Raw genomic sequence first — 22278 nt, 5'->3', positions numbered from 1 at the left:
CCGCTTCTTCAAGTGCAATGACAGTGCTGCGCCGTCACCTTCACCCCCAATCGTCGCTTTTTTTCCGAAAGCTGGGCAAAAGGCGCCGCCTTGGGGCATAGTCCAGGGAAGAACAGAAGAAGCGAGGGGTGATTCATGGTTGTTGGTAATACCACAAATCGGACGAAGGCCCGGCGCGACGTGGCGGTCTGGGACTTGCCGACACGCCTGTTTCATTGGAGCCTGGTCCTTCTGGTGACGGTCGCGGTGGTCTCCGCCAAGACCGACCGCATGACCATCCATATGCTGGCGGGGGAGGCGATCCTCGCGCTCCTGCTGTTCCGGCTCGTCTGGGGACTGATCGGCAGCCAGACGGCGCGCTTCAGCCACTTCGTGAAGGGTCCGCGCGCCGTCCTCGCCTACGCCTGCGGGATGCTCCGCGCCGGGCGCGGGGAGAAGGAGCCGGCGCCGGTCGTCGGGCACAACCCGATGGGCGGGCTGATGGTGCTGGCGCTCCTGGGGGCGCTGACGCTCCAGGCGGTGGCCGGCCTCTTCACCTCCGACGACATTCTGGTGGACGGGCCGCTGGTGGCGCTGGCGTCGGGGGCCGTGGTGGCGGGTTTCAGCACGCTGCACCGCATCCTGGCCGACGGAATCCTGATCCTGATCGGCGTGCATGTGCTGGCCGTGCTGGCCTATCTGCTGGTCAAGCGGGACAATCTGATCCGCCCGATGGTCACGGGGCGGAAGGCGATCCCGGCGGATGCGCCGGTCGAATCGCCGAAGCGCCGTCCGGCCACTCTGGCCCTGGCGGTGCTGGCCGCGGCGGCGGGGCTGGTGGCGGCGGTGGTGCAGGCGGGCTGAGGCTCGCCGCAAGGGCCCTTCCCCGCAACCGGCGGGGGAAGGACTTGCTTGCGAACCAGACGGATCAGTCGGCGCGGTAGCGCTCGTGGCAGGCCTTGCAGGCGCCGCCCACGGCGGCGAACTGCTTGGCGGTGGCGGCCTTGTCGCCGGAGGCCGCGGCGGCTTCCAGCCCCTTGGCGGCCGCCTCGTAGGCCTGGGCCTTGGCGGCGAAGTCGGCGTTGTTCGCCCAGATGTCGCCCTTGGCCTTGGTGTCGCCCTTGTCGCTGCCCGCCGGGAACAGGGTGGGGATCTGGGCGGCGAAGGCGCTCATGCGCTGGGCGGCCGGGCCGACCTGGGCGACCTTGTCGCTCCCCAGCAGGTCCTTGATCTCGGCCATCGCGTTCTTGCTGGTCTGGAAACCATCCTTGCGCGCCTTGATCGAATCCTGGGCCATCGCCGTGCCGCCGACGAGGAGCAGGGCGGCCGTGGCGGCCAGCGTGACGCGGGTGAGCATGAAGATCCTCCGGATGATGGGATTGATTAGAAAGAGGTAAGATACCCCGTCCGCGGCGCGGGCTGTCAAGCCGGGCCTGTGCGGTGCAGCAAGCGGCTTTGGGGACGAAGAACGCGTCCGCCGGCCGGGAAACCGCGCTGCTCGGGGAGTGATCGGCTTGCAAGAGCAATAAGGCGGAAGTAAGGTCCCGCGTCGCGTTCGCGCGGACATACCAGTTTCCTCACCCCAACCTTCCGCCACCTTTGTCATTAGGGGCCAGTACGCCATGTCGATCATCGCGTCCCGTCTGTCGCGCATCAAGCCCTCGCCGACCATCGCCGTCACCCAGAAAGCCCGCGAGCTTGCGGCGGCCGGTCGCGACGTCATCGGCCTCGGCGCCGGCGAGCCGGACTTCGACACCCCCGACAACATCAAGGATGCCGCCATCAAGGCCATCCAGGCCGGCGACACCAAGTACACCGCCGTGGACGGCACGCCCGCGCTGAAGAAGGCCATCTGCGCCAAGTTCGAGCGCGAGAACGGTCTGACCTACGCGCCCGACCAGATCACGGTCGGCGTCGGCGGCAAGCAGGTGCTGTACAACGCCCTGATGGCGACGCTGAACCCCGGCGACGAGGTCATCATCCCGGCCCCCTACTGGGTGTCCTACCCGGACATGGTGGAACTGGCGGAAGGCACGCCGGTCTTCGTCTCCTGCCCGGCCGAGCAGGGCTTCAAGCTGCAGCCCGCCGACCTGGAGAAGGCGATCACGCCGAAGACCAAGTGGCTGATCCTGAACTCCCCGTCCAACCCGTCGGGTGCGGCCTACACGCGCGACGAGATGAAGGCCCTGACCGACGTGCTGGTGAAGCACCCGCAGGTCTGGGTGATGACCGACGACATGTATGAGCACCTGCTCTACGACGGCATCGAGTTCGTGACCCCGGCCCAGGTCGAGCCGGCGCTGTACGACCGCACGCTGACCGTCAACGGCGTGTCGAAGTCCTACGCCATGACCGGCTGGCGCATCGGCTATGCCGGCGGCCCGAAGGCGCTGATCAAGGCGATGGGCGTGATCCAGAGCCAGTCGACCTCCAACCCGACCTCCATCGCCCAGGCTGCCGCCGTCGAGGCGCTGAACGGTCCGCAGGACTTCATCGCGGAGCGCGCGGCGGTGTTCGCCCAGCGCCGCGATCTGGTGGTGTCGATGCTGAACCAGGCCAAGGGCATCTCCTGCCCGAAGCCGGAAGGCGCCTTCTACGTCTACCCGTCCTGCGCCGGCACCATCGGCAAGACGACGCCGGACGGCAAGGTGATCGAGACCGACGAGGATTTCGTCACCTACCTGCTGGAGTCGGAAGGTGTGGCGGTCGTCCAGGGTTCGGCCTTCGGCCTCGCCCCGCACTTCCGCATCTCCTACGCGACCAGCACCGAGGCCCTGGAAGAGGCCTGCAAGCGCATCCAGCGCGCCTGCGGCAATCTGAAGGACTGATGCCTGAAGGACTGATCCGCCTGAAGGACTGATCTCCGGCGGTTGCGACCGACGGAAAAGGAAGAGGGGGCCGCAAGGTCCCCTCTTTTCGTTTGTGCGCTGGTGATCTTATGCGCCTCTTATGCGCCGCGGTCGACGCCCGCGGCCTGCAGGGCCGGCGCGGCGTCCTTGGCCGACACCAGCCGCAGGACCAGGGCGCCCGCCGTCGCGGACAGGAGCGAGCCGGCGAAGACGCCCACCTTCACCGCGTCGCCCAGCTCCGGCGAGGTCGGGAAGGCCAGCGCGCCGATGAACAGGCTCATGGTGAAGCCGATGCCGCACAGCAGCGAGACGCCGTAGAGCTGCGCTGTGGTGGCGCCGGTCGGCATGCCGGCGAATCCGAGCCGGATGGTCAGCCAGGCGGTTCCGAACACGCCCACCATCTTGCCGATGAACAGGCCCAGCGCGATGCCCAGCGGCAGCGAACCGGTGAGGATCGAGGGACTCATGCCGGCGAAGGACACGCCCGCGTTGGCGAAGCCGAAGACCGGGACGATCAGGAAGGCGACCCAGGGGTGGATGCCGTGCTCCAGGCGGAGCAGCGGCGCTTGCGGGTCCGCCGCCTCGCCGGAGGAGGGGCGCAACGGGATGGTCAGGGCCAGCGTCACGCCGGCCAGCGTCGCGTGCACGCCGGACAGCAGAACCGCGCCCCACAAGCCCGCGCCCAGGACCAGATAGGGCAGGAGGGTGCGCACGCCGAACCGGTTGAGGCCAATCAGCGCCGCCAGGATCAGCGCTGCCACGCCGAGCGCGGGCAGGGACAGGTCGGCGGTGTAGAACAGGGCGATGATGATGACGGCGCCCAGATCGTCGATGATCGCCAGGGCCGTCAGGAAGATCTTGAGCGAGACCGGAACGCGCGGCCCGAGCAGCGACAGCACGCCGAGCGCGAAGGCGATGTCGGTCGCCGCCGGAATGGCCCAGCCGTTGACCGTGGCCGGGTTGCCGGCGTTGAAGGCGAGATAGACCAGCGCCGGCACCAGCATGCCGCCCGCCGCCGCGACCCCCGGCAGGATGCGGCACGACCAAGTGGACAGCTGGCCGTCCAGCATCTCCCGCTTGATCTCCAGCCCGACCAGCAGGAAGAAGACCGCCATCAGGCCGTCGTTGATCCAATGCCCGATGCTGAGCCCGAGGACGTAGGTGTGGAGCGTGTCGAAATAGGCGGCGGACAGGGGAGAGTTCGCCACCACCAGAGCGAGCGCCGCGGCGACCATCAGCAGGATGCCGCCCGAGGCCTCGTTGCTCATGAACTCCCTGATGAAGGCTGCCGGGCGCCGGCCGGCGGGTTGCCTGTGAGCATCCATGGCGCTTGTTTCCTTTCCTGGTTCGTCGGTCCTGATCGGCCGGAAGAACGGAGTTGTTGCGGAGTCCGTGAGGAAGCAATTTGTGAAAAGAATGTGGCGTCATGGGGGCTTCGCCATGACGCCATCGCAGGTTTCTTATCAGCTGCGCATTATTTTCAGCCGTGCGTCATCACATGAAGAATTTCGTGATGAGGACGTAGAGCGTCAAGCCGACCAAGCTGATCGTTCCGCCCCAAGCCCAGGCGAACTGGAGCTTGCTCGGCAGCAGATCGCGCTCGAAATCGCTGGTGAAGTTGTCCTTGACCGCCTTGATGGTCAGCCAGAACAGGACCGGCGAGAAGACCAGGGCCATGACTGAGGCGAGCTGGACCACGAAGATCGGCTCCGGCAGGCCGTAGACCACCGCGATGCCGGCGATCAGCCACGTCACCTGCATGCCGCGGTAGAGCAGTTTGCGGATCGCCGCGGTGTCCCAGTCGCGCTTCAGACGGACCACGCATTCCTCGAACAGGCGGGCCTGACCGTCGAAGTAGGTGAAGACGGTGGAGAACAGGGCGGCCACGCCGCCGGCGATGATGACCGGGAAGATCCACGCGCCGAAGGTGTCGGTGTAGATGCTGGCGATGGTCGCGCCCATCTCCGAGCCCTTGGGCACCAGCCCTTGCGGGTGCAGGACCACGGCGCCGACGATCAGGAAGATCATGCCCGACAACATCGAGATGATGTAGCTGATGTTCATGTCGCGCTTGAACAGGATCAGGCTGTTCTTCATGTAGTTCGGGTCCATGTGCACGGTGTGCCCCTGGGCCCGCATTTCGTTGACCTTGACCATGCCGGCCTTCTTGTCGACGGCCCAGTTCGACTGCATGGGCGCGACTTCCAGCGTGGTCGGGAAGTAGCCGAACATGGCGCCGAACAGCATCATCGAGCCGATCGGCGGCAGGGTCGGCAGCAGGCGCGACAGATACTCGCCCGGCGGCGGGGCCTGGAGCGCGAAGGCCACGAAGCAGGACACGGCGAAGACGATGATGAGGACCTTGCAGATGCCCTCGACCGCCTTGTAGCTGCCCATCCACAGGATGCCGACGGTCAGCAGCAGGATGGCGACCGCCCAGAGCTGGAGCGACATGAAGGGGAAGGCGGCCCACATCAGCGCCGCGCAGCCGAGCGCGCGGCCGGCGATGCCCACGGTGTTGGCGAAGCCCTGGAAGATCATGAACCACAGCGGCCAAGCGCCGACGCGGTGGTACGCGTTGATGATGGATTCGCCCTTCACCATCGTGTAGCGGTGGGCGAATTCGAAGGCGCAGTATTTGATGATGTAGGCGGCCAGGATCACCCACAGCAGATCGTAGCCGTACAGCGCCCCGGCGGTCGGCGCGTGCATGATGTGGCTGGCGCCGATGCCGGTCATCGCCGCGGCGATGCCGGGACCCATGGCCTTCCAGGTGTCCATGAAACCGGTGCCGGGGGCATCCAGCCGGATGACCTTCTTGGTGCTTCCGTCCGCGGCGGTGCCGCCATAGAGGCCATCGGCGTCGATGGCCGCGCTGTTCGTCGAACTGACGCTCATTCCCGTTCCTCCCTAGGATTGGCCTGTCGATTGGCATCGGGCCGTTCGAGGATTGATCGGCCCGGTTCCGTCCGGCTCCTTTCCTGATCCGTGCTCTCTTGCAGGGGCTGGTTTCCCGCATGCCATAGTTTGGTATGCCAAATATCAGCGGAGCGTAGGAAAAAAAATCTGGTTGGGATGAGCGTTTTTCAGACTCAGAAAAAAAACCGAAACTCGGGACTAAAACCGCCATTACCCATATCGGCTATGATCAATGCGTGAATCATGACAATAAATTCATGATCGAATCGACCGGTTGCGCAGGATAAGTGATGCATCCATATGCCGGTAGACTCAGCAAGCTTGGGCCGCACGCTGCGTCGCCTCCCCAAAGGCTGTCCCTGTTGATTCAGGGGCAGCCTTTTCGCGTTCCGGTATTATGGAGCATTTAAAAATATTCATATTATGAGGGATGAAAATTGACGGGGAAATTTGCCGAAAGCAACGCCAGCAGAGGTGCCGGAGACGCATCAGCTAGGCTTTTAATCCCTGAAATGTACGAATTTTAAAACAGCGCTGCTCAGCGGGACAAAACCGCGCCGATTCCTGTGGTTTGCCGCCCTGTGAAAAATGCGGGGGTCCTGGGGAGCTGAACACAGCTATGCTGAAGGGCAAGGCGAGCGGGAAGCCGTGCAACGCGCACCGGCAAGCCTGTTGTTGAGGTGTTGCCTCAAAGGATTGCGCGGCCCGAAGCCGGCGCGCCGAACCGTATGTGCGGGAGTTTCCATGGTTCTGGAACCGATCACACTCGCCGTGGCGCTGTGCCTCGCCACCTTCGCCGCGACCGGTGTCGCATCCCTGCTGACCGCGGTGTGGGAAAGCCACCGGGACCCAAGCGCCCTTCTCGTTCCCGTGCGACCCTGGGGGCGTCCGGCGAACATGAACCGGCCCCCGCGCGGGACCCGCCGTCACCTGTGGATCGCGGCGGAAACGTCGGACTGATCCCGTCAACCGGCGTGGCGGTGCCGAAAGTCAAAAAACGCTCTGATTTAGACGACGCCTGAATCGGAAAGGGCCGCGACTGGATCGCGGCCCCTTCGTCGTCCGGTGTTGTCCGGCTGTCCGCAAGTCATGCTCACAGGACGCCGTACAGACGGGACTTCTCGCACCAGGCTTCCATGAAGGACTTGAACGCCTGAAGGAAAGTCGAACCCTTCGTGCCGTTCTGGTTGGCGTGAAGATGGGTTACGGTCGCGTAGGTCATGATCATCTCCGTCGTTCGATGAAGACAATATAACCTGGTATACCTAATACCAGAAGCGCAATCGATGCATCGCTCGCTTGCCCTCGTCACATGACGGGTTATGAGAAACTTACCTATTGTTTGGCTCACTGATTTATTGCTGGGCTGATTTACTTTTTCCCTCTTGCGGCCGACCGACCGCCGGCCGCCGTCCGGCCATAAAAAGGGGCCGGGGATGCGCCCCGGCCCCGCCCACCGTCTTGCGGGAGGCTATTGCGCCGCCAGCGTCTCCTTGCGGATCTCCACCGCCTTGTCGGCGGCCTTGCCGGTCAACTCCTGCAGGCGCTCGAAGCTCCAGGTGAAGGTGCCGACGCCGAGCGAGAGGGAGCGCAGCTCGACGATCAGGTCGTGTATTTCGGCCTGTGGCAGATAGGCCTTCACCTCGTCCCAGCCCTGCCAGCCGGGGCGCGCGTCGTAGCCCAGGATCTGCCCGCGCCGGCCGCTGACCAGCCGCTGCACCTTCGAGGTGAAGTCGCTGGGCACGGCGATGGAGACGGTCAGGATCGGCTCCAGCAGCACCGGCTCGCAGGCCGGAAGCGCCTCGGTCATCGCCTGCCGCGCCACCGTCTTGAAGGCCATCTCGGAACTGTCCACGGCGTGGAACTGCCCGCCGGTCAGCTTCACCGCGAAATCCACCACGGGGAATCCCAGCGGCCCGCGCACCGCATAGTCGCGCACGCCGTTCTCCACCGCCGGGATGAACTGGCGCGGCACGACGCCGCCGACGATGCCGTCCTCGAACTGGAAACCGGCGCCACGGGGCAGCGGCTTGACCTCGACATGGATGTCGGCGAACTGGCCGTGGCCGCCGGTCTGCCGCTTGTAGCGGGCGTGGTGGGACGTGCCCTTGCGGATCGACTCGCGGTAGGGCACCTGCGGCGGCGCGCCCTTGACCGAGACGTTGAACTTGTTGCGCAGCCGGTCCATGGCAATCTGGAGATGGATGTCGCCCTGGCCCCACAGCACCAGCTCGCCGGTGTCGGTGGACTGGTCCAGACGCAGGGACGGGTCCTCCTCGACCAGCTTCTGGATGGCGGCGGTCAGCTTCACCTCGTCGTTGCGGTTCTGGGCGTGCAGGGCGAGGCCGAAGACGGGCGGCGGCAGCTCCGGCCACAGCGCCGAGCGGCCGGCGTTGCCCTTGTCGGTCAGCAGGTCGCCGGTCGCCGCCTTGTCCAGCCGGCCGAGCGCCACCACCTCGCCGGCCGCCGCCTGGGACAGCTTTTCCTGGTTGTGGCCCATCATGCGGAAGACGCCAGACACCCGCTCCCCGCCCAGCGTCATGCCGTCGTTGACCGTGCCCCGCCAGACCCGCGCGAGGCTGATCTTGCCGGCGTGGGAGCCGTTCAGCGTCTTGAAGACCTGGGCGGCCACCGTCGCATCGGCGGGGATGTCGGCGCGCTCCGCCGAGGTGGCGACGTCCGGCCCCTCGTGGCGCAGCGCCTTCAGCAGGCGGCGGATGCCGTTGTCGTTCTCCGCCGAGCCGAAGAAGACCGGGACGATCAGGTCGTCGGCCAGCTCGCTGGCCAGCCGGTCATAGACCTCCTGCGTGTCGGGGGCGACGTCCTCCAACAGCTTTTCCAGCAGGGCGTCATCATAGTCGGCCACCGCCTCCAGCATCTCCTGCCGGGCCTCGTGCTCGCGGTCCTTCAGGCTGTCGGGGATCTGGACGAGGTTGGACGGCTTGTGCGGGTTGAAGTGCCAGGCGCGCTCGCTGACCAGATCGACGAAGCCGGTGATCTTCCCGCCCTCGCGGATCGGCACCTCGCGCAGCACCAGCTTGCGCGCCGACACCGCCTGATAGGCCTGCACCACGTCGCGCACCCGCAGGTCGCCCAGGCTGTCCACCTTGTTGATGAACAGCAGGTGGGGGATGCGGTTGTCGTCGAGGAACTTGAACAGGGGGGCGAGCAGCACGGCCTTCTCCGGCGCGGCCTCGGCCACGATCACCGCGACGTCGGCCACCATCAGGGCGCTCTGCGTCTCGCAGGCCAGCTCCACCGAGCCGGGGCAGTCGAGCACGCTCCAGCGTTCGCCCAGGAACTCGAAGGAGGCGACGTTGACCTCGACGCTCATCTGCCGGGCCTTGGCCTCGGGGGAGCTGTCGCCGACCGCGTTGCCGTCGCGGACGCTGCCCTTGCGGGTGGTCGCCCCCGTGGCGGACAACAGGCTTTCCAGAAGCGATGTCTTGCCGCTGAGATAGGGGCCGACCAGCGCAGCGCAGCGGGCCGTCTGGATCTGAGTATGGGGCATGCACACCTCCCGTATGGCGTCTTCCCGTGTGGGCATTGGCCGGAACGCCGGGTGGCCTGGGTGGGCCGGGTGGGACGCCGTGGCCGGAATCACCGGCGGCGCGCGTGGCCCTGACAGGGTGCCGGACTGGTCCGGTGCTTTAAAAACAGTGCCTTTTCAACGTTATGGTCCACCCGCGGCGGGGGACCTGTCGATGGAAAAAAGGGGCGGCATGACGTCACGCCGCCCCCGGTCGGGGTGTCCTTCCTCAAGGCGGTCCGTCGGCGTAGGGCGCCAGGGCCGCCGCGACCACCCGGTGGACGGGCGTCGGCACCCCCAGCTCCGACCCCAGTTGCACCACCGCCCCGGACAGCCAGGGCAGTTCCAGCCGCCCGCCCCGCGTCAGGTCGTTCAGCATGGACGAGGTCATGGCGGGGGGCAGGCCGTCGAGCAGGGTTTCGACGCGGGCGACGATGCCGGTGCCCAGATCCACCTCGCGGGCGCGGGCCAGCCGGGCGACCTCGGCCACCGCGTCGAGGAACAGGGCGCGGCTTTCCGGAACGCGGCGGATCACACCGGCGGGCTGGCGGGTCAGGGCGGTGACCCCGCTGAAGGGGGCCAGGAAGGCGAACTTCTCCCACTGCGCGCGCAGGATCGCCGCGGACAGCACCGCCTCGAACCCGGCCGCCTCGGCCAGCGCGTGGAAGGCGGTCAGCCGGGGGGAGGGACGCCCGTCCAGCTCGCCATAGGTCAGGCGGGCCAGCGTCCCGGTGTGGCGGATCACGCCGGGGGCGGCGATGGTGGCGCCGATGTGGGCGACGCCGCCCGCCACATGCTCCCGCCCGAGGATCTGGCACAGCGTGTCCAGGCCGGTGACGCCGTTCTGCACGGTGACCACCACGGTGCCGGGTTTCACCAGGGGACGGCAGGCCTCCGCCGCGCGGTCGGTGTCCCACAGCTTGACGGCGAACAGCACGAGATCGACCGGCCCGATCTCAGCCGGGTCGTCGGTCGCGCGGACGTCGGTCAGGTGCAGGGGGGCGGCTTGGCTCTCGATGCGCAGGCCGTCGCGGCGGATGGCCTCCAGATGCGCGCCGCGCGCGATGAAATGCACCTCAGCTCCGCGGGTCGCCGCGAGGCGCGCGCCGAAATAGCCGCCGACCGCGCCCGCCCCCATGATTGCGATGCGCATGCGATGCTCCTCCCAAATGCGGTCCGGGCCGGCGCGCTCCGTTGGATGGGGCCGAGGGGTCGGCGGAGGCTGGGCGGGCCTTCATGGTTCCGGACGCTGGGAACAGTGTGGCGTGTGCGGAACTTTGCGGCAATAGGCCGCAGGATTGCGGATTGCCGGAGGCCGACTTTCTTTCGACAGTGGGCGAACCGATCGGCGCCCCTTTCCGCGTCTCGCTTCCGCATTGGCCGGTCCGGGGATTTGCCGTGAGATTTGCCATGAGCATCTTCGTCCGAACGTCGCCGCTCCGCGTCTTATGGATTGCGCTGACCGCCCTTCTGGTCGCGATGGTTCTCCCCGCGGGTGCCCACGCCCAGCCAGGCAATCCGGAGCAGGAGCAGGTCCGCGCCATTGCGCTGAAGGCGGTGGACCTGATCGCCGCCAAGGGATTGGATACGGCGGCGGCGCTGTTCAACCGCGACGGGGAGTTCCGGCACGGCGCGCTCTACGTCACGGTCATCGACTTCGCCGGGGTGTGGAAGGTCTATCCGCCCCGGCCCGCCGGGGTCGGGATCAGCGTGATCAACGTGAAGGACCCGGACGGGCGCGACATCGTCCGCGACATCCTGTCGGTGGCGCGGGACGCGGGCGAGGGCTGGGTGGAGTATCGCTGGCTGAACCCGGCCAGCAACCGGATCGAGCCGAAAACCACCTTCGTGAAGCGCGTGCCGGGCCAGGATCTGGTCGCCTATGTCGGCCTGTACCATTGACACCGCGGGGCCGGGCCTTCGGGACGCTTGATACGGATGCTGTTGCGGCGCACATCTTGACCCACACCGGGCGCGGCCAAGCTTGTCGGGGTGGCCTTCACGGCATGCCGGGGCATGCGGGTTGCGCAGGGCTGCTTTTTAGAAACTTTCTAAAGTAGGGTCTTTACCTGGGCTGCGGCGGGGCGTAGCCTCGATTGCAGCCAAGAATGGAAGACAACCCCTCGGAGGATTGACAAAACCATGCAGATCGACATCGGGATCGCGGAAGCCGACCGCAAGGCCATCGCCGAAGGCCTGAACAACGTGCTCGCCGACACCTTCGCCCTGTACCTGAAGACGCATTCCTTCCACTGGAACGTCACGGGGCCGATGTTCAACACGCTCCACACCATGTTCATGACCCAGTATACGGAGCTGTGGACCGCCCTGGACGAGGTGGCGGAGCGCATCCGCGCGCTGGGCTATCCGGCGCCGGGCAGCTTCTCGCAGTTCACCAAGCTCGCCTCGATCAAGGAGGAGCAGGGCGTTCCGAACGCGCAGGAGATGCTGCGCCAGCTCGTCGAGGGGCACGAGGCCGTCGCCCGCACCGCCCGGAAGGTCTTCCCGACCGCCGAGGAGGCCAACGACCAGCCGACCGCCGACCTGCTGACCCAGCGCCTGCAGATCCACGAGAAGACCGCCTGGATGCTGCGCTCCATGCTGGAGTAGTCGGCACCGCCCAGCGGCCTGCGTTTCGACGGGGCGCCGTCCTTCGGGGCGGCGCCCCGTCCTTTTGGGGCCAGACAAAACAACAGGGGACAAAACAACAGAGGGCGAAACAACAGGGTGGCGGCGCGCGTTCTCCTGGGATGTCCGATGGACGCGGGAGAGGGGCCATGGCCTCCTACAATTTCGACCGGACGCGGGGAGCGGACCGGGCGGCGACGGGCGCGCAGGACGCGCTGCTGCTGGCCGCAAGGCTTCTGATCGGAGCGATCTTCGTGGAAAGCGGCTTCGGCAAGCTGATGAATCTCGGCGGCTTCGCTGAAAGTCTGGGGGGCAGGGGCTGCCGATGCCGATGCTGCTGGCCGCGCTGGGCGGTGCGGTGGAGTGCTTCGGCGGGCTGGCCGTGGTGCTGGGAGCCTGGACGCGGCTGGCCGCTGCGGCGTTGGTCCTCTTCACCATCATGGCGACGCTGATCGCCCACCGCTACTGGACCTATCCGCCGGAGGCCCAGGGGATGCAGCGCATCCAGTTCATGAAGAACCTCGCCATCATCGGCGGCTTCCTCGCGCTGATCGCCGCCGGGGCCGGGCGGTTCAGCGTCGATGGGATGATGAACCGACGCTGACCAATCTGGGCGGGATGGGGGACCGGTCACCCGGCCCCCCTTGGTCCCGTGGCGCTTTCCCGGTTGCGCCTTACCAGTTGCCCGCCGGGCTCGGCTCGCCCTCGTGGTGGGCCAGCCAGCGCTCGGCCTCCAGGGCGGCCATGCAGCCCATGCCGGCCGCGGTGACGGCCTGCCGGTAGATCTTGTCCTTCACGTCGCCCGCCGCGAAGACGCCCGGCACGTTGGTGGCCGTCGAGTCGGGGGCGGTGACGACGTAGCCCTCGGAGTCGGTCTCCACCTTGCCCTGGAAGACGGCGGTGGCCGGCACATGGCCGATGGCGACGAAGACGCCGGCCACCGGGATGACCCGCTCCTCGCCCGACTTCACGTTCTTCACGCGCACGCCGGTGACGCCGCGCGGGTTGCCCAGCGAGCCGTCGCCCTCGCCGACGATCTCCTCGACGACGCTGTCCCAGACCACCTCGATCTTGGGGTTTCGGAACAGCCGGTCCTGCATGATCCGCTCGGCGCGGAAGCTGTCGCGGCGGTGAATGACCGTCACCTTGGAGGCGTGGTTGGTGAGGTACAGCGCCTCCTCCACCGCGGAGTTGCCGCCGCCGATCACCGCGATCTCCTTGCCGCGGAAGAAGAAGCCGTCGCAGGTGGCGCAGGCCGACACGCCGAAGCCGCGGTAGATCTCCTCGCTGGAGATGCCCAGCCAGCGGGCCTGCGCGCCGGTCGCGATGATGACGCTGTCGGCGGTGTAAGTGTCGCCCGAGTCGCCCTTGCAGACGAAGGGGCGCTGGCTGAAATCGACGTCTGTGATCAGGTCGAAGACCATCTTGGTCCCGACATGCTCCGCCTGCTTCTGCATCTGCTCCATCAGCCACGGCCCCTGGATGGGGTCGGCGAAGCCGGGATAGTTCTCGACGTCGGTGGTGATCATGAGCTGGCCGCCCGGCTGCATCCCCTGCACCATCAGCGGCTGCAGGTTGGCGCGCGCCGCGTAGATGGCCGCGGTGTAGCCGGCAGGACCGGCGCCGATGATGAGAACCTTGGTGTGGTGGGTGCTGGGCATCGCTCTGTCCGTCACGATCTGATCTGACGCGGACCATAGGGCCGCGCCGAACATATGGTCCAGTTCCGACGCGCTGTCATCGGAAAGCCTGCCATGCCGGCCCATCATGGTGACGATGCTTCACCCCGACCGCCTGAGAATCCCCCTCAGGTACGCGCCGGCGCCGTGCCCGTCCGGTTCTTCAGCCAGGCGCCGACGCGGTGGCGCCACTGTTCGTGCCAGATGTAGACGCTGTTCCGGACCCAGTTCATCTGCACGGCGCGGCGCCGGCCCTCGAAGGAATGATGCCCGTGCCAGGAGGTGTCGGAGCGGCGGAAGCACAGCAGCGTGGCCTCGTCCGGCGGCACCTCGGCGGCGTAATCCTCCAGGTTCGGGCTGCGCAGCACGCGCAGGCGCCCGCCCGACGCCTCCCAGGGCGGGTTCATGTAGATCAGGACGGTGACGATCTTGCTGGCCGAATCGGGGTGGATCTTGCCGTCGGTCGCCCGGCACATGCCGCGGGCGGTGAACATGGTCGGGTAGCGCGACAGGTCCAGCCCGAACTTCTCCGAAAAGGCCTGGCAGACCGCCTCGCCGCGCAGCTCCTCGATCAGGGCGTCGAAGGCCGGCCCCTGCGGGAAGACGCCCAGGGGAATGGAGCCGGGCTTGTCCACCTCGGGGTAGTCGCGGTGCAGCGCCGCCAGATGCTCCCGCTTCACGAAGCCGGGGACGCAGAGGAAGTCGAACGGCTCGCGCTGCAGCGGGGTGGCCCGGAAGCGGTCCAGATCCAGCATGGAGGTGGGCATGGACATGGGGCGGTCTCCAGACGGCAACTCAGGCCACGGGCGTGTCGGGGAAGGCCAGCTCGTGGCGGGCGCGCCATTCCGGGCCGACATAGTTCACGATGATCGACCTGCGCACGCCGCGGATCGGGCGCGGGGCGAAGCCGTGCCACGTGTTGGTGCCGGGGACGAAGGCCAGTCCCCCGTTGAAGGCGTAGGGCGCGCGGGTGACGACGGTGCGGGTGGCGTCCAGCACGTCGGTGCCCCAGTCGGCGCAGTCCTGCCCCTTGGAGAGATAGATCAGCATCGTGAATTTCTTGACGCCGATGTCCGTGTGCGGCTCCAGCCAGAAGCCGTCGGTGTCCTGGCAGTATTCGATGCGCAGCGAGGTGCCGGCCAGACCGACGCCGCAGGTGCGCTGGATCGCCTCCGTCACCGCCCGTCCCTGGAAGGCCGTGGCGACCGCGTTGCAGACGGGATGCTCGGCCCGGCTGCGGGCGCAGAAATAGCTGCGGGTGGCGTTGTTGGTGTCGCGCTTGCCCATGGTGTCGCCGACCGGCGGCGGCGCCCAGGGCAGGGCGGCGATGCCGTCCGCTGCTTCGTCGGTGAGCGCGCGCGACAACAGCCAATGGCGATAGGGGTCATCCTTGGTCGGGGCGTCGTCCAGGCAGCGGATGAAGGCGTCCTGGACCGCGTCAGGCGAAACCATGCGAAAAGATCCAATGCGTCCCAGCGGTAAAAGCGAAGTACCACGCGCCGGGACACGCGTTGAATGAATTTGCGTTCATGAACCGTTTGACAGGATTATCCCCCTGAACAGCGCAAGCAAACAACGATGCGTCGCGGCATCGCATAGCGCGGCGCGCCACGGGATTCAGGCGCCATGCTTGGCGCGGTGGGCCAGAAGGCGGTGGCGCAACTCTTCGGCGACTTGCCGGGTATCGTCCAATGTTGGGTAAGTCCAGTGTTCCAGGGCTCCGGTGAAGGGCCGGGTGATGCCTTCCTTGTAAAGTTCTTCATGGAAGCTGCGGAATTTCGGTGAACCGCCCTCCAGCTCGATCACGTAGACCGGCTTGCCGGTGGAGCAGGCTTCCGAGGTCATGGACACGCTGTCGCAGGTCACCACCACCGCATCGGCCAGACCGAGATAGGCGAAATAGGGGTTCTCGCCGGTGCCGTCCCACACCTCCGCCGGCAGGCCGTTCAGGCGCGCGCGCAGGATCGCCTCGTTGTCGGCGCCGGTGCGGCGCGACGGGGTGACCATCAGCCCGGCTCCCTTGCCACGGGCCAATTCCGACAGCTTCTCCGCGACGTCGCCCATGATGGTCGGGGTCAGGGCGTAGACGCCGTTGGTGCCGCCGATCAGCACGGCGACGCGCGGGTGCGGCAGGTCGGCGAGCCGGGGGGCGTGGCGCTGCGCGGCCTCGGCCAGCAGCTTGGGCGTCACGCGGTGCAGGGCGCCGCGGGTGGCCATGACGTTGGGGCCGCGCAGCCGGTCGTGGCGGGGCACCACGACGAGGCCGAAATGGCGCGGGTTGATCTGCGGGTCCTGGATGTAGACGGTGAAGGTCCGTCCGCGCGACTGCTTGCTGGCGGCGAGCAACGGCGCGATGGCTTGGCGCCCCGACCCGATCATCAGGTCGGGCCAGGGCGCGCGGATGGGATCGCCCTCCGGCCCGGCGGCGAAGCGGTTGCCCAGACGCAGGAACGGGCTGAGCTGGCGCCACGGGCTGCGCAGCCGCACGCGCTTCACGACGGGGGTGAGGCCCAGCGCTTCGGCAAGGCCGATGCACTGGTTTTCCATGCCGGGCTTGCCGTCCGACACGACCCAACAGCTGAGGGAACCGGAAAGGGAGGAGTGCATCGTCACACGAATGGTTTGGGGGTGTGGCTGGTTGTCGCGCCTGGGTGGGTGTCGGCGCTGGATGCATCGATGGAAAGTTTTTCCACCAGCGCCGATACGGGTTTCTTGCTTGGCGTGGATGGCCGCGCCGTGTAATATCCTTTCTTCAAATCACCCCCGGAGCGACCGAGCAAACCATGCGGCGGGTCAAACTCGACCGAATTGACCGGCGGATTTTGCGCGACCTGCAAAATGACGGCCGGATGACCAACGTAGAACTCGCGAGGCGTGCCGGCATCTCTGCCCCTCCGTGTTTGCGGCGTGTCCGCGCCTTGGAAGAGGCGGGCTTCATCCGCGGCTATCACGCCGACATCAATCCCGACGCGCTCGGGTTCGGTGTCACCGTGTTCGCCCAGGTCGGCCTGTCCAGCCAAGCTGAAGTGGACCTAAAGAAATTCGAGGAACTCGTCAACTCCTGGCCCATGGTGCGCGAGTGCAACATGCTGGCCGGCGAGTATGATTTCCTGCTGAAGATCGTGGCGGAGGATTGGGACGACTACCAGCGCTTCCTGACCACGAAGCTGACGGCGGCGCCCAACGTGTCGCATGTGAAGTCAGCCCTGTCGATCCGCACGTCGAAGCACACGCCCGGTGTGCCGATCGACGTCGATTCGCCGGACATCCCCGACTCGCTGGAGGATGACGACGAGGAGGACGAGGGCGAGTCCTCGACCCGTGTGGCGCGCCGCTGACGCGGCGCCGCATCGACGAAAGCCCTTTCCGAACAGCCGGCACCGCGCCCATCCCATGGGGCGCGGTGCCGGCTGTTCGCGTTTCGGGAATGCGGTCCTCGCGAAATTTTAATACGCCGAGCGTTTCCGAAAATGGATTCCTGCCCGTCTTCGCGCGTGCGATGTTTTCCGCGGTGGAGGTGCTAAACTCGCGCGAAACCGATTCCGCCGATCCTGTCCGTGACCGGGAGACGATGATGGCCTCATCCCGCCGCCGTACCCTTCCGCCGCGCGCCGCACGGTCTTTCGCCGGGTTGCCCGCGCTGGCGCTCGCCGCCGCGCTGGCCCTGCCGCCTCTGCTCGGCTCCCCGCCGGCGCTGGCGGCCACGCCGGGCGTCCATGCGGAGGAGATCGTCCGCTTCCCCTCGCTCGACGCCGACCTGACCAGCGGCGCCCCGACGCCCCTGACCGGGCGCTTCCTGCGCCCCAAGGCGGATGGCCCCTATCCCAAGGCCCCCTATCCCACAGTCGTCCTGCTTCATGGCTGCAGCGGTCTCTACGCCAAGACCGGGCGGGTGTCGGCCCGGCACATCGACTGGGCGCTGACGTTGCGCGAGCAGGGCTACGCGGTGCTGATGGTGGACAGCTTCGGCCCGCGTGGCGTGGCGGAGGTCTGCACGGCCAAGGACCGTCCCGTCCGGGCGACCGAGGAGCGCAAGCGCGACGCCTGGGCGGCGCTGGCCTATTTGCGCGCGCGCAGCGACGTGGACAGCGACCGGATCGCCCTGATGGGCTGGTCGCAGGGGGCGGGCACGGTGCTGGCCGCCTATGGGCCGGGCGGGCAGGGGAACGGCTTCCGCGCCGCCATCGCCTTCTATCCCGGTTGCCGGACGCCGCTGAACGATGCCGAATGGCAGCCGGAAGGCCCGCTGCTGATGCTGCTGGGCGGCAAGGACGAGTGGACCCCGGCGGAGCGCTGCCTGGAACTGGCGAACCGCGAGCCGGTGAAGGAACGCACCGAGGTGGTGGTCTATCCCGACGCCCATCACGGCTTCGACTCCCCCCATTCTCCGCTGCGCAAGCGCCGCAATCTGGCGACCGCCCCGGCGGGCGAGGCGACGGTCGGCACCGACGAGTCCGCCCGCAAGGACGCCATCGAGCGGGTCAGCGCCTTCCTGGCGGAGCGGCTGCGGGGGTAAGGGCGCCGGGGGTAAAGTGCGAGATCACGGGTGAAAAGGAAACGCCCCGCACCGGATGTCGGTGCGGGGCGTTTCGTTTCGCGGTCGGTGGCGGGGCCGTGTCTTGCGAACCAACCCCTAGAGCTTGAACCCGCGCTTACTTGAAGGCGACGGTGACGATCTCGTAGACCTTGGAGCCGCCGGGGGTGGAAACCTCCACGCTGTCGCCGACCGACTTGTTGATCAGCGCGCGGGCCAGCGGCGCCTGGATGGACAGCATGCCGTTCTTGATGTCGCTCTCGTCCTGGCCGACGATCTGGTAGGTGATCTCCTCGTCGGTGTCCTCGTCCGCGAGCGTGACGGTGGCGCCGAACTTCACCGAACTGCCGGACAGCTTTGTCGGGTCGATGACCTCGGCGCGGCTGATCTTGTCCTCCAACTCCGCGACGCGGCCCTCGATGAAGCTCTGGCGTTCACGCGCGGCGGTGTATTCGGCGTTTTCCGACAGATCCCCATGCTCACGCGCCTCGGCGATCGCCTTGATGACGTTGGGCCGTTCGACAGTCTTGAGGTGCTTCAACTCCTCTTGCAGGCGGTTGTATCCCGCCGCAGTCATTGGAACTTTTTCCATCGTTCAATCCATCACCATGCCGACGCAGCGCCCTGGGAAAGCTACGGCGCGGCGGAGGAGGTCCGCCGCGCCGTAAACCGTCCTAATAGGAACCGCTAAGGTACGACTGCAACGGCGCGACTTCAAGGCTGCCGTTCCGGAGTGCGGCAATCGCTTCCACCGCCGCGCGTGCACCGGCCATGGTGGTGTAGTAAGGCAGGTTGTAGGTCAGCGCCGTGCGCCGCAGGCTGAAGCTGTCGGACAGGGCCTGCGCGCCTTCCGTGGTGTTGATGACCAGATGCACCTCGCCGTTGATCATCGCGTCGACGATGTGCGGCTGGCCTTCCACCACCTTGTTGATCGACTCCGCCGGGACGCCGGCCTGGCGCAGCGCCGCCGCGGTGCCGGTGGTCGCCAGGACGCGGAAGCCCATGGCGTGCAGCTTCTGCCCGATCTGCACCGCCGACGCCTTGTCCCGCTCCTTCACCGAGATGAAGACGGTGCCCTGGACCGGCAGGGTGACGCCGGCGCCGAGCTGCGACTTGGCGAAGGCCAGCGCGAAGTTGTGGTCGAGGCCCATCACCTCGCCCGTCGACTTCATCTCCGGGCCGAGCACGATGTCCACGCCGGGGAAGCGGGCGAAGGGGAACACGGCCTCCTTCACGGCGGTGTGCGGCGGGGTCGGGCCGTTCAGCGTGAAGTCGGCCAGCTTTTCCCCGGCCATGACGCGGGCGGCGACCTTGGCGATGGCGGTGCCGGTGGCCTTGGCGACGAAGGGCACCGTGCGGCTGGCGCGCGGGTTGACCTCCAGGATGTAGACCGTGCCGTCCTTCACCGCGAACTGGACGTTCATCAGACCGACGACGTGCAGGGCGCGGGCCAGCGCCTCGCCCTGGCGGCCGATCTCGGCGATGGTCTCGGCGGGCAGCGAGTAGGGCGGCAGGGCGCAGGCCGAGTCGCCGGAATGGATGCCGGCTTCCTCGATGTGTTCCATGATGCCGGCGATGTAGACCTGGCCGGTGGCGTCGGCCACCACGTCCACGTCCACCTCGATGGCGTCCTGCAGGTAGCTGTCGATCAGCACCGGGTTCTTGCCCGACACCTTCACGGCGTTGCCCATGTAGCGCTTGAGCCCGGCCATGTCGTGGACGATCTCCATCGCCCGGCCGCCCAGCACGTAGGACGGGCGGATGACCACCGGGAAGCCGATCCGCGCGGCGACCGTCTCCGCCTCCTCCAGCGACCGGGCGAGGCCGTTGGCCGGCTGGAGCAGGTCGAGCTGGTGCAGCAGTTTCTGGAAGCGCTCACGGTCCTCGGCGAGGTCGATGGCGTCCGGCGAGGTGCCGAGGATCGGGATGCCGGCCTTCTCCAGCGCGTCGGCCAGCTTCAGCGGGGTCTGGCCGCCGAACTGCACGATGCAGCCGAGCACCGTGCCGTTGCGCTGCTCGACGCGGACCAGCTCGATCACGTCCTCGGCGGTCAGCGGCTCGAAATACAGGCGGTCGGCGGTGTCGTAGTCGGTGGAGACCGTCTCCGGGTTGCAGTTGACCATGATGGTCTCGATGCCGGCCTCGCGCAGCGCGTAGACGGCGTGGACGCAGCAATAGTCGAACTCGATGCCCTGGCCGATGCGGTTCGGCCCACCACCCAGGATGACGACCTTCCGCTGAGCGGTCGGGTCGGATTCGCACTCGGCAGCACCCGTGCCGTCCGCCTCGTAGGTGGAATACATGTAAGGCGTGCGCGAGGCGAACTCGGCGGCGCAGGTGTCGATGCGCTTGAAGACCGGAGTGACCCCGGCGGCGCGGCGGGCCTCGGCGACCTCGCCCTCGCTCGTGCCGGCCAGCTCGGCCAGACGGGCGTCGGAGAAGCCCATCTGCTTCAGCGACTGCCAGCCGGCCTTGTCGGTGGGCAGGCCGCCGCTGCGGATCGCCTGCTCGCGGTCCACGATGGCCTTGATCTGCTCCAGGAACCACGGGTCGTACTTGGAGACCTGCTGGACCTCGGCGACGGTGAAGCCGTGGCGGAAGGCCTGGGCGATGACCAGCAGGCGGTCCGGCGTCGGGCGGGCCAGCGCGCCGCGGATGGCCGAGGCGTCCGGCGTGTCGCTGTCGCCGATGCGCACCTCGTTGAAGCCGGTCAGGCCGGTCTCCATGGAGCGCAGCGCCTTCTGCACCGATTCCTGGAAGGTGCGGCCGATCGACATGGCCTCGCCCACCGACTTCATCGAGGTGGTCAGCAGCGGCTCGGTGCCGGCGAACTTCTCGAAGGTGAAGCGCGGCATCTTGGTGACGACGTAGTCGATCGTCGGCTCGAAGCTGGCCGGGGTGGTGCCGGTGATGTCGTTGGTCAGCTCGTCCAGCGTGTAGCCGATGGCCAGCTTCGCGGCGATCTTGGCGATCGGGAAGCCGGTGGCCTTCGACGCCAGCGCCGAGGAGCGCGACACGCGCGGGTTCATCTCGATGACGATCAGGCGGCCGTTCGCCGGGTTCACCGCGAACTGGACGTTGGACCCGCCGGTCTCCACCCCGATCTCGCGCAGCACCGCGATCGAGGCGTTGCGCATGATCTGGTATTCCTTGTCCGTCAGCGTCAGCGACGGGGCGACGGTGATCGAATCGCCGGTGTGCACGCCCATCGGGTCGATGTTCTCGATGGCGCAGACGATGATGCAGTTGTCCGCCTTGTCGCGGACGACCTCCATCTCATACTCCTTCCAGCCCAGCACCGATTCCTCGATCAGCACCTCGCCGACCGGGCTGGCGCGCAGGCCGCCGCGCACGATGTCCTCGAACTCGGCGCGGTTGTAGGCGATGCCGCCGCCGGTGCCGGCCAACGTGAAGCTGGGGCGGATGATCGCCGGCAGGCCGACGAACTCCAGCGCCTCGGTCGCCTCCTGCATGTTGCGCACGAGGCGCGAACGCGGCGATTCCAGGCCCAGCTTGTCCATGGCGTCGCGGAACAGGATGCGGTCCTCGGCCTTGGCGATGACGTCGCGCTTGGCGCCGATCATCTCCACGCCCAGCCGCTCCAGCGTGCCGTCGTCGGACAGGGCCATGGCGGTGTTCAGCGCGGTCTGGCCGCCCATGGTCGGCAGCAGGGCGTCGGGGCGCTCCTTCTCCAGGATCTTCGCCACCACGGCCGGGGTGATCGGCTCGATGTAGGTGGCGTCGGCCAGACCGGGATCGGTCATGATGGTGGCCGGGTTGGAGTTGACCAGGATGACGCGGAAGCCTTCCTCGCGCAGCGCCTTGCACGCCTGGACGCCGGAGTAATCGAACTCGCAAGCCTGGCCGATGACGATCGGCCCCGCGCCGATGATGCAGATGGATTTGATATCAGTGCGCTTGGGCATGGGTCCGCTTCTCGACGTTCGTGCAGCAAAAGCCCCCTCGCGCCATTGGCCCCTTGGCAGGGGCGCGGGTGTGAGAGGGCACGGATCAATATGTCGTTGCGAGGCCCCTTTATAGGGAACAAGGCGCAGCAGGGGAAGGGGTGGGATGATGCGCGGGCCACATGTCTGAAACATCGCCAGCGGGCGGCGAGGCAAGGCTTGAACCCGCGCCGAAAGGGCGTCATCAATCGGGGTG

Annotated in this window: 21 protein-coding genes; 8 read left to right on the top strand and 13 right to left on the bottom strand. The window is 67.3% G+C overall.

The window, feature by feature from the left end; genetic code table 11:
• Positions 1-135: 135 nt before the first annotated feature.
• Positions 136-843: a cytochrome b/b6 domain-containing protein gene (locus JJL56_RS06160; protein WP_200484569.1), complete on the top strand. Its 708-nt coding sequence runs from the start codon at positions 136-138 to the stop codon at positions 841-843.
• Between the two features lie 64 nt (positions 844-907).
• Here JJL56_RS06160 and JJL56_RS06155 read toward each other — a convergent pair whose 3' ends face one another.
• On the bottom strand, positions 908-1336 hold the full coding sequence (locus JJL56_RS06155; RefSeq protein WP_200484567.1) for a c-type cytochrome: 429 nt from the start codon (positions 1334-1336) through the stop codon (positions 908-910).
• A gap of 265 nt (positions 1337-1601) precedes the next feature.
• On the opposite strand from JJL56_RS06155, the gene JJL56_RS06150 reads away from it, so the two are divergent.
• Positions 1602-2807 (top strand): pyridoxal phosphate-dependent aminotransferase, encoded by a 1206-nt coding sequence (locus JJL56_RS06150; protein ID WP_145622766.1) that lies wholly within the window; start codon positions 1602-1604, stop codon positions 2805-2807.
• Positions 2808-2926: 119 nt separating this feature from the next.
• On the opposite strand, the gene nhaA is transcribed toward JJL56_RS06150, so the two are convergent.
• Positions 2927-4153, bottom strand: coding sequence for a Na+/H+ antiporter NhaA (gene nhaA, locus JJL56_RS06145; protein WP_145622765.1), 1227 nt, complete (start codon positions 4151-4153; stop codon positions 2927-2929).
• Positions 4154-4322: 169 nt separating this feature from the next.
• The gene (locus JJL56_RS06140) at positions 4323-5726 is read right to left on the bottom strand and encodes an Nramp family divalent metal transporter (protein WP_200484565.1); all 1404 of its coding nucleotides are present in this window, start codon (positions 5724-5726) and stop codon (positions 4323-4325) included.
• A gap of 765 nt (positions 5727-6491) precedes the next feature.
• Between JJL56_RS06140 and JJL56_RS06135 the strand changes: the two genes are divergently transcribed.
• Positions 6492-6707, top strand: a complete 216-nt coding sequence (locus tag JJL56_RS06135; protein ID WP_145622763.1) for a hypothetical protein — start codon at positions 6492-6494, stop codon at positions 6705-6707.
• A 133-nt stretch (positions 6708-6840) separates the two neighbouring features.
• On the opposite strand, the gene JJL56_RS33620 is transcribed toward JJL56_RS06135, so the two are convergent.
• From JJL56_RS33620 to JJL56_RS06125, 3 genes are all read right to left on the bottom strand, one after another.
• Complete coding sequence (locus JJL56_RS33620; RefSeq protein WP_257722158.1) at positions 6841-6969, bottom strand: hypothetical protein; 129 nt, start codon at positions 6967-6969, stop codon at positions 6841-6843.
• Positions 6970-7218: 249 nt separating this feature from the next.
• Complete coding sequence (locus JJL56_RS06130) at positions 7219-9258, bottom strand: elongation factor G (RefSeq protein ID WP_145622762.1); 2040 nt, start codon at positions 9256-9258, stop codon at positions 7219-7221.
• A 247-nt stretch (positions 9259-9505) separates the two neighbouring features.
• Positions 9506-10429 carry a ketopantoate reductase family protein gene (locus JJL56_RS06125; protein ID WP_145622761.1) on the bottom strand — a complete coding sequence of 308 codons (924 nt, stop codon included), beginning with the start codon at positions 10427-10429 and terminating at the stop codon, positions 9506-9508.
• A gap of 257 nt (positions 10430-10686) precedes the next feature.
• On the opposite strand from JJL56_RS06125, the gene JJL56_RS06120 reads away from it, so the two are divergent.
• From JJL56_RS06120 to JJL56_RS32935, 3 genes are all read left to right on the top strand, one after another.
• The gene (locus tag JJL56_RS06120; protein WP_211110928.1) at positions 10687-11178 is read left to right on the top strand and encodes a cache domain-containing protein; all 492 of its coding nucleotides are present in this window, start codon (positions 10687-10689) and stop codon (positions 11176-11178) included.
• A 240-nt stretch (positions 11179-11418) separates the two neighbouring features.
• A complete protein-coding gene (locus tag JJL56_RS06115; protein WP_035675596.1) occupies positions 11419-11886 on the top strand; it encodes a Dps family protein in 468 nt (155 codons plus the stop codon).
• 343 nt (positions 11887-12229) lie between these two features.
• Positions 12230-12508: a DoxX family protein gene (locus tag JJL56_RS32935; RefSeq protein ID WP_247890965.1), complete on the top strand. Its 279-nt coding sequence runs from the start codon at positions 12230-12232 to the stop codon at positions 12506-12508.
• Positions 12509-12578: 70 nt separating this feature from the next.
• Here JJL56_RS32935 and trxB read toward each other — a convergent pair whose 3' ends face one another.
• The 5 genes from trxB to JJL56_RS33890 form a co-directional block, all read right to left on the bottom strand.
• Positions 12579-13565, bottom strand: coding sequence for a thioredoxin-disulfide reductase (trxB, locus tag JJL56_RS06105; protein WP_200484563.1), 987 nt, complete (start codon positions 13563-13565; stop codon positions 12579-12581).
• Between the two features lie 146 nt (positions 13566-13711).
• On the bottom strand, positions 13712-14356 hold the full coding sequence (locus JJL56_RS06100) for a 2OG-Fe(II) oxygenase (protein WP_200484562.1): 645 nt from the start codon (positions 14354-14356) through the stop codon (positions 13712-13714).
• Positions 14357-14378: 22 nt separating this feature from the next.
• A complete protein-coding gene (locus JJL56_RS06095; RefSeq protein ID WP_200484560.1) occupies positions 14379-15035 on the bottom strand; it encodes a 2OG-Fe(II) oxygenase in 657 nt (218 codons plus the stop codon).
• A 165-nt stretch (positions 15036-15200) separates the two neighbouring features.
• Positions 15201-16130 carry a mitochondrial fission ELM1 family protein gene (locus tag JJL56_RS06090; protein WP_247890964.1) on the bottom strand — a complete coding sequence of 310 codons (930 nt, stop codon included), beginning with the start codon at positions 16128-16130 and terminating at the stop codon, positions 15201-15203.
• Between the two features lie 62 nt (positions 16131-16192).
• A complete protein-coding gene (locus JJL56_RS33890) occupies positions 16193-16534 on the bottom strand; it encodes a hypothetical protein (RefSeq protein ID WP_345772559.1) in 342 nt (113 codons plus the stop codon).
• On the opposite strand from JJL56_RS33890, the gene JJL56_RS06085 reads away from it, so the two are divergent.
• Both JJL56_RS06085 and JJL56_RS06080 read left to right on the top strand, forming a co-directional pair.
• Positions 16415-16921, top strand: coding sequence for an Lrp/AsnC family transcriptional regulator (locus JJL56_RS06085; RefSeq protein ID WP_345772393.1), 507 nt, complete (start codon positions 16415-16417; stop codon positions 16919-16921). The genes JJL56_RS33890 and JJL56_RS06085 overlap by 120 nt on opposite strands.
• Before the next feature lie 233 nt (positions 16922-17154).
• Entirely contained in the window at positions 17155-18099 is a 945-nt protein-coding gene (locus JJL56_RS06080; RefSeq protein ID WP_247890963.1) for a dienelactone hydrolase family protein, read from the top strand.
• Between the two features lie 136 nt (positions 18100-18235).
• On the opposite strand, the gene greA is transcribed toward JJL56_RS06080, so the two are convergent.
• Entirely contained in the window at positions 18236-18709 is a 474-nt protein-coding gene (gene greA / locus JJL56_RS06075) for a transcription elongation factor GreA (RefSeq protein ID WP_079285121.1), read from the bottom strand.
• Positions 18710-18791: 82 nt separating this feature from the next.
• Positions 18792-22043, bottom strand: a complete 3252-nt coding sequence (carB, locus tag JJL56_RS06070) for a carbamoyl-phosphate synthase large subunit (RefSeq protein WP_145622754.1) — start codon at positions 22041-22043, stop codon at positions 18792-18794.
• Positions 22044-22278: the final 235 nt, after the last annotated feature.

Origin of the sequence: Azospirillum aestuarii (assembly GCF_016632405.1) — a bacterium.
GTDB lineage: Bacteria > Pseudomonadota > Alphaproteobacteria > Azospirillales > Azospirillaceae > Azospirillum > Azospirillum aestuarii.
This window is presented reverse-complemented; position numbering and strand designations above follow the sequence as displayed.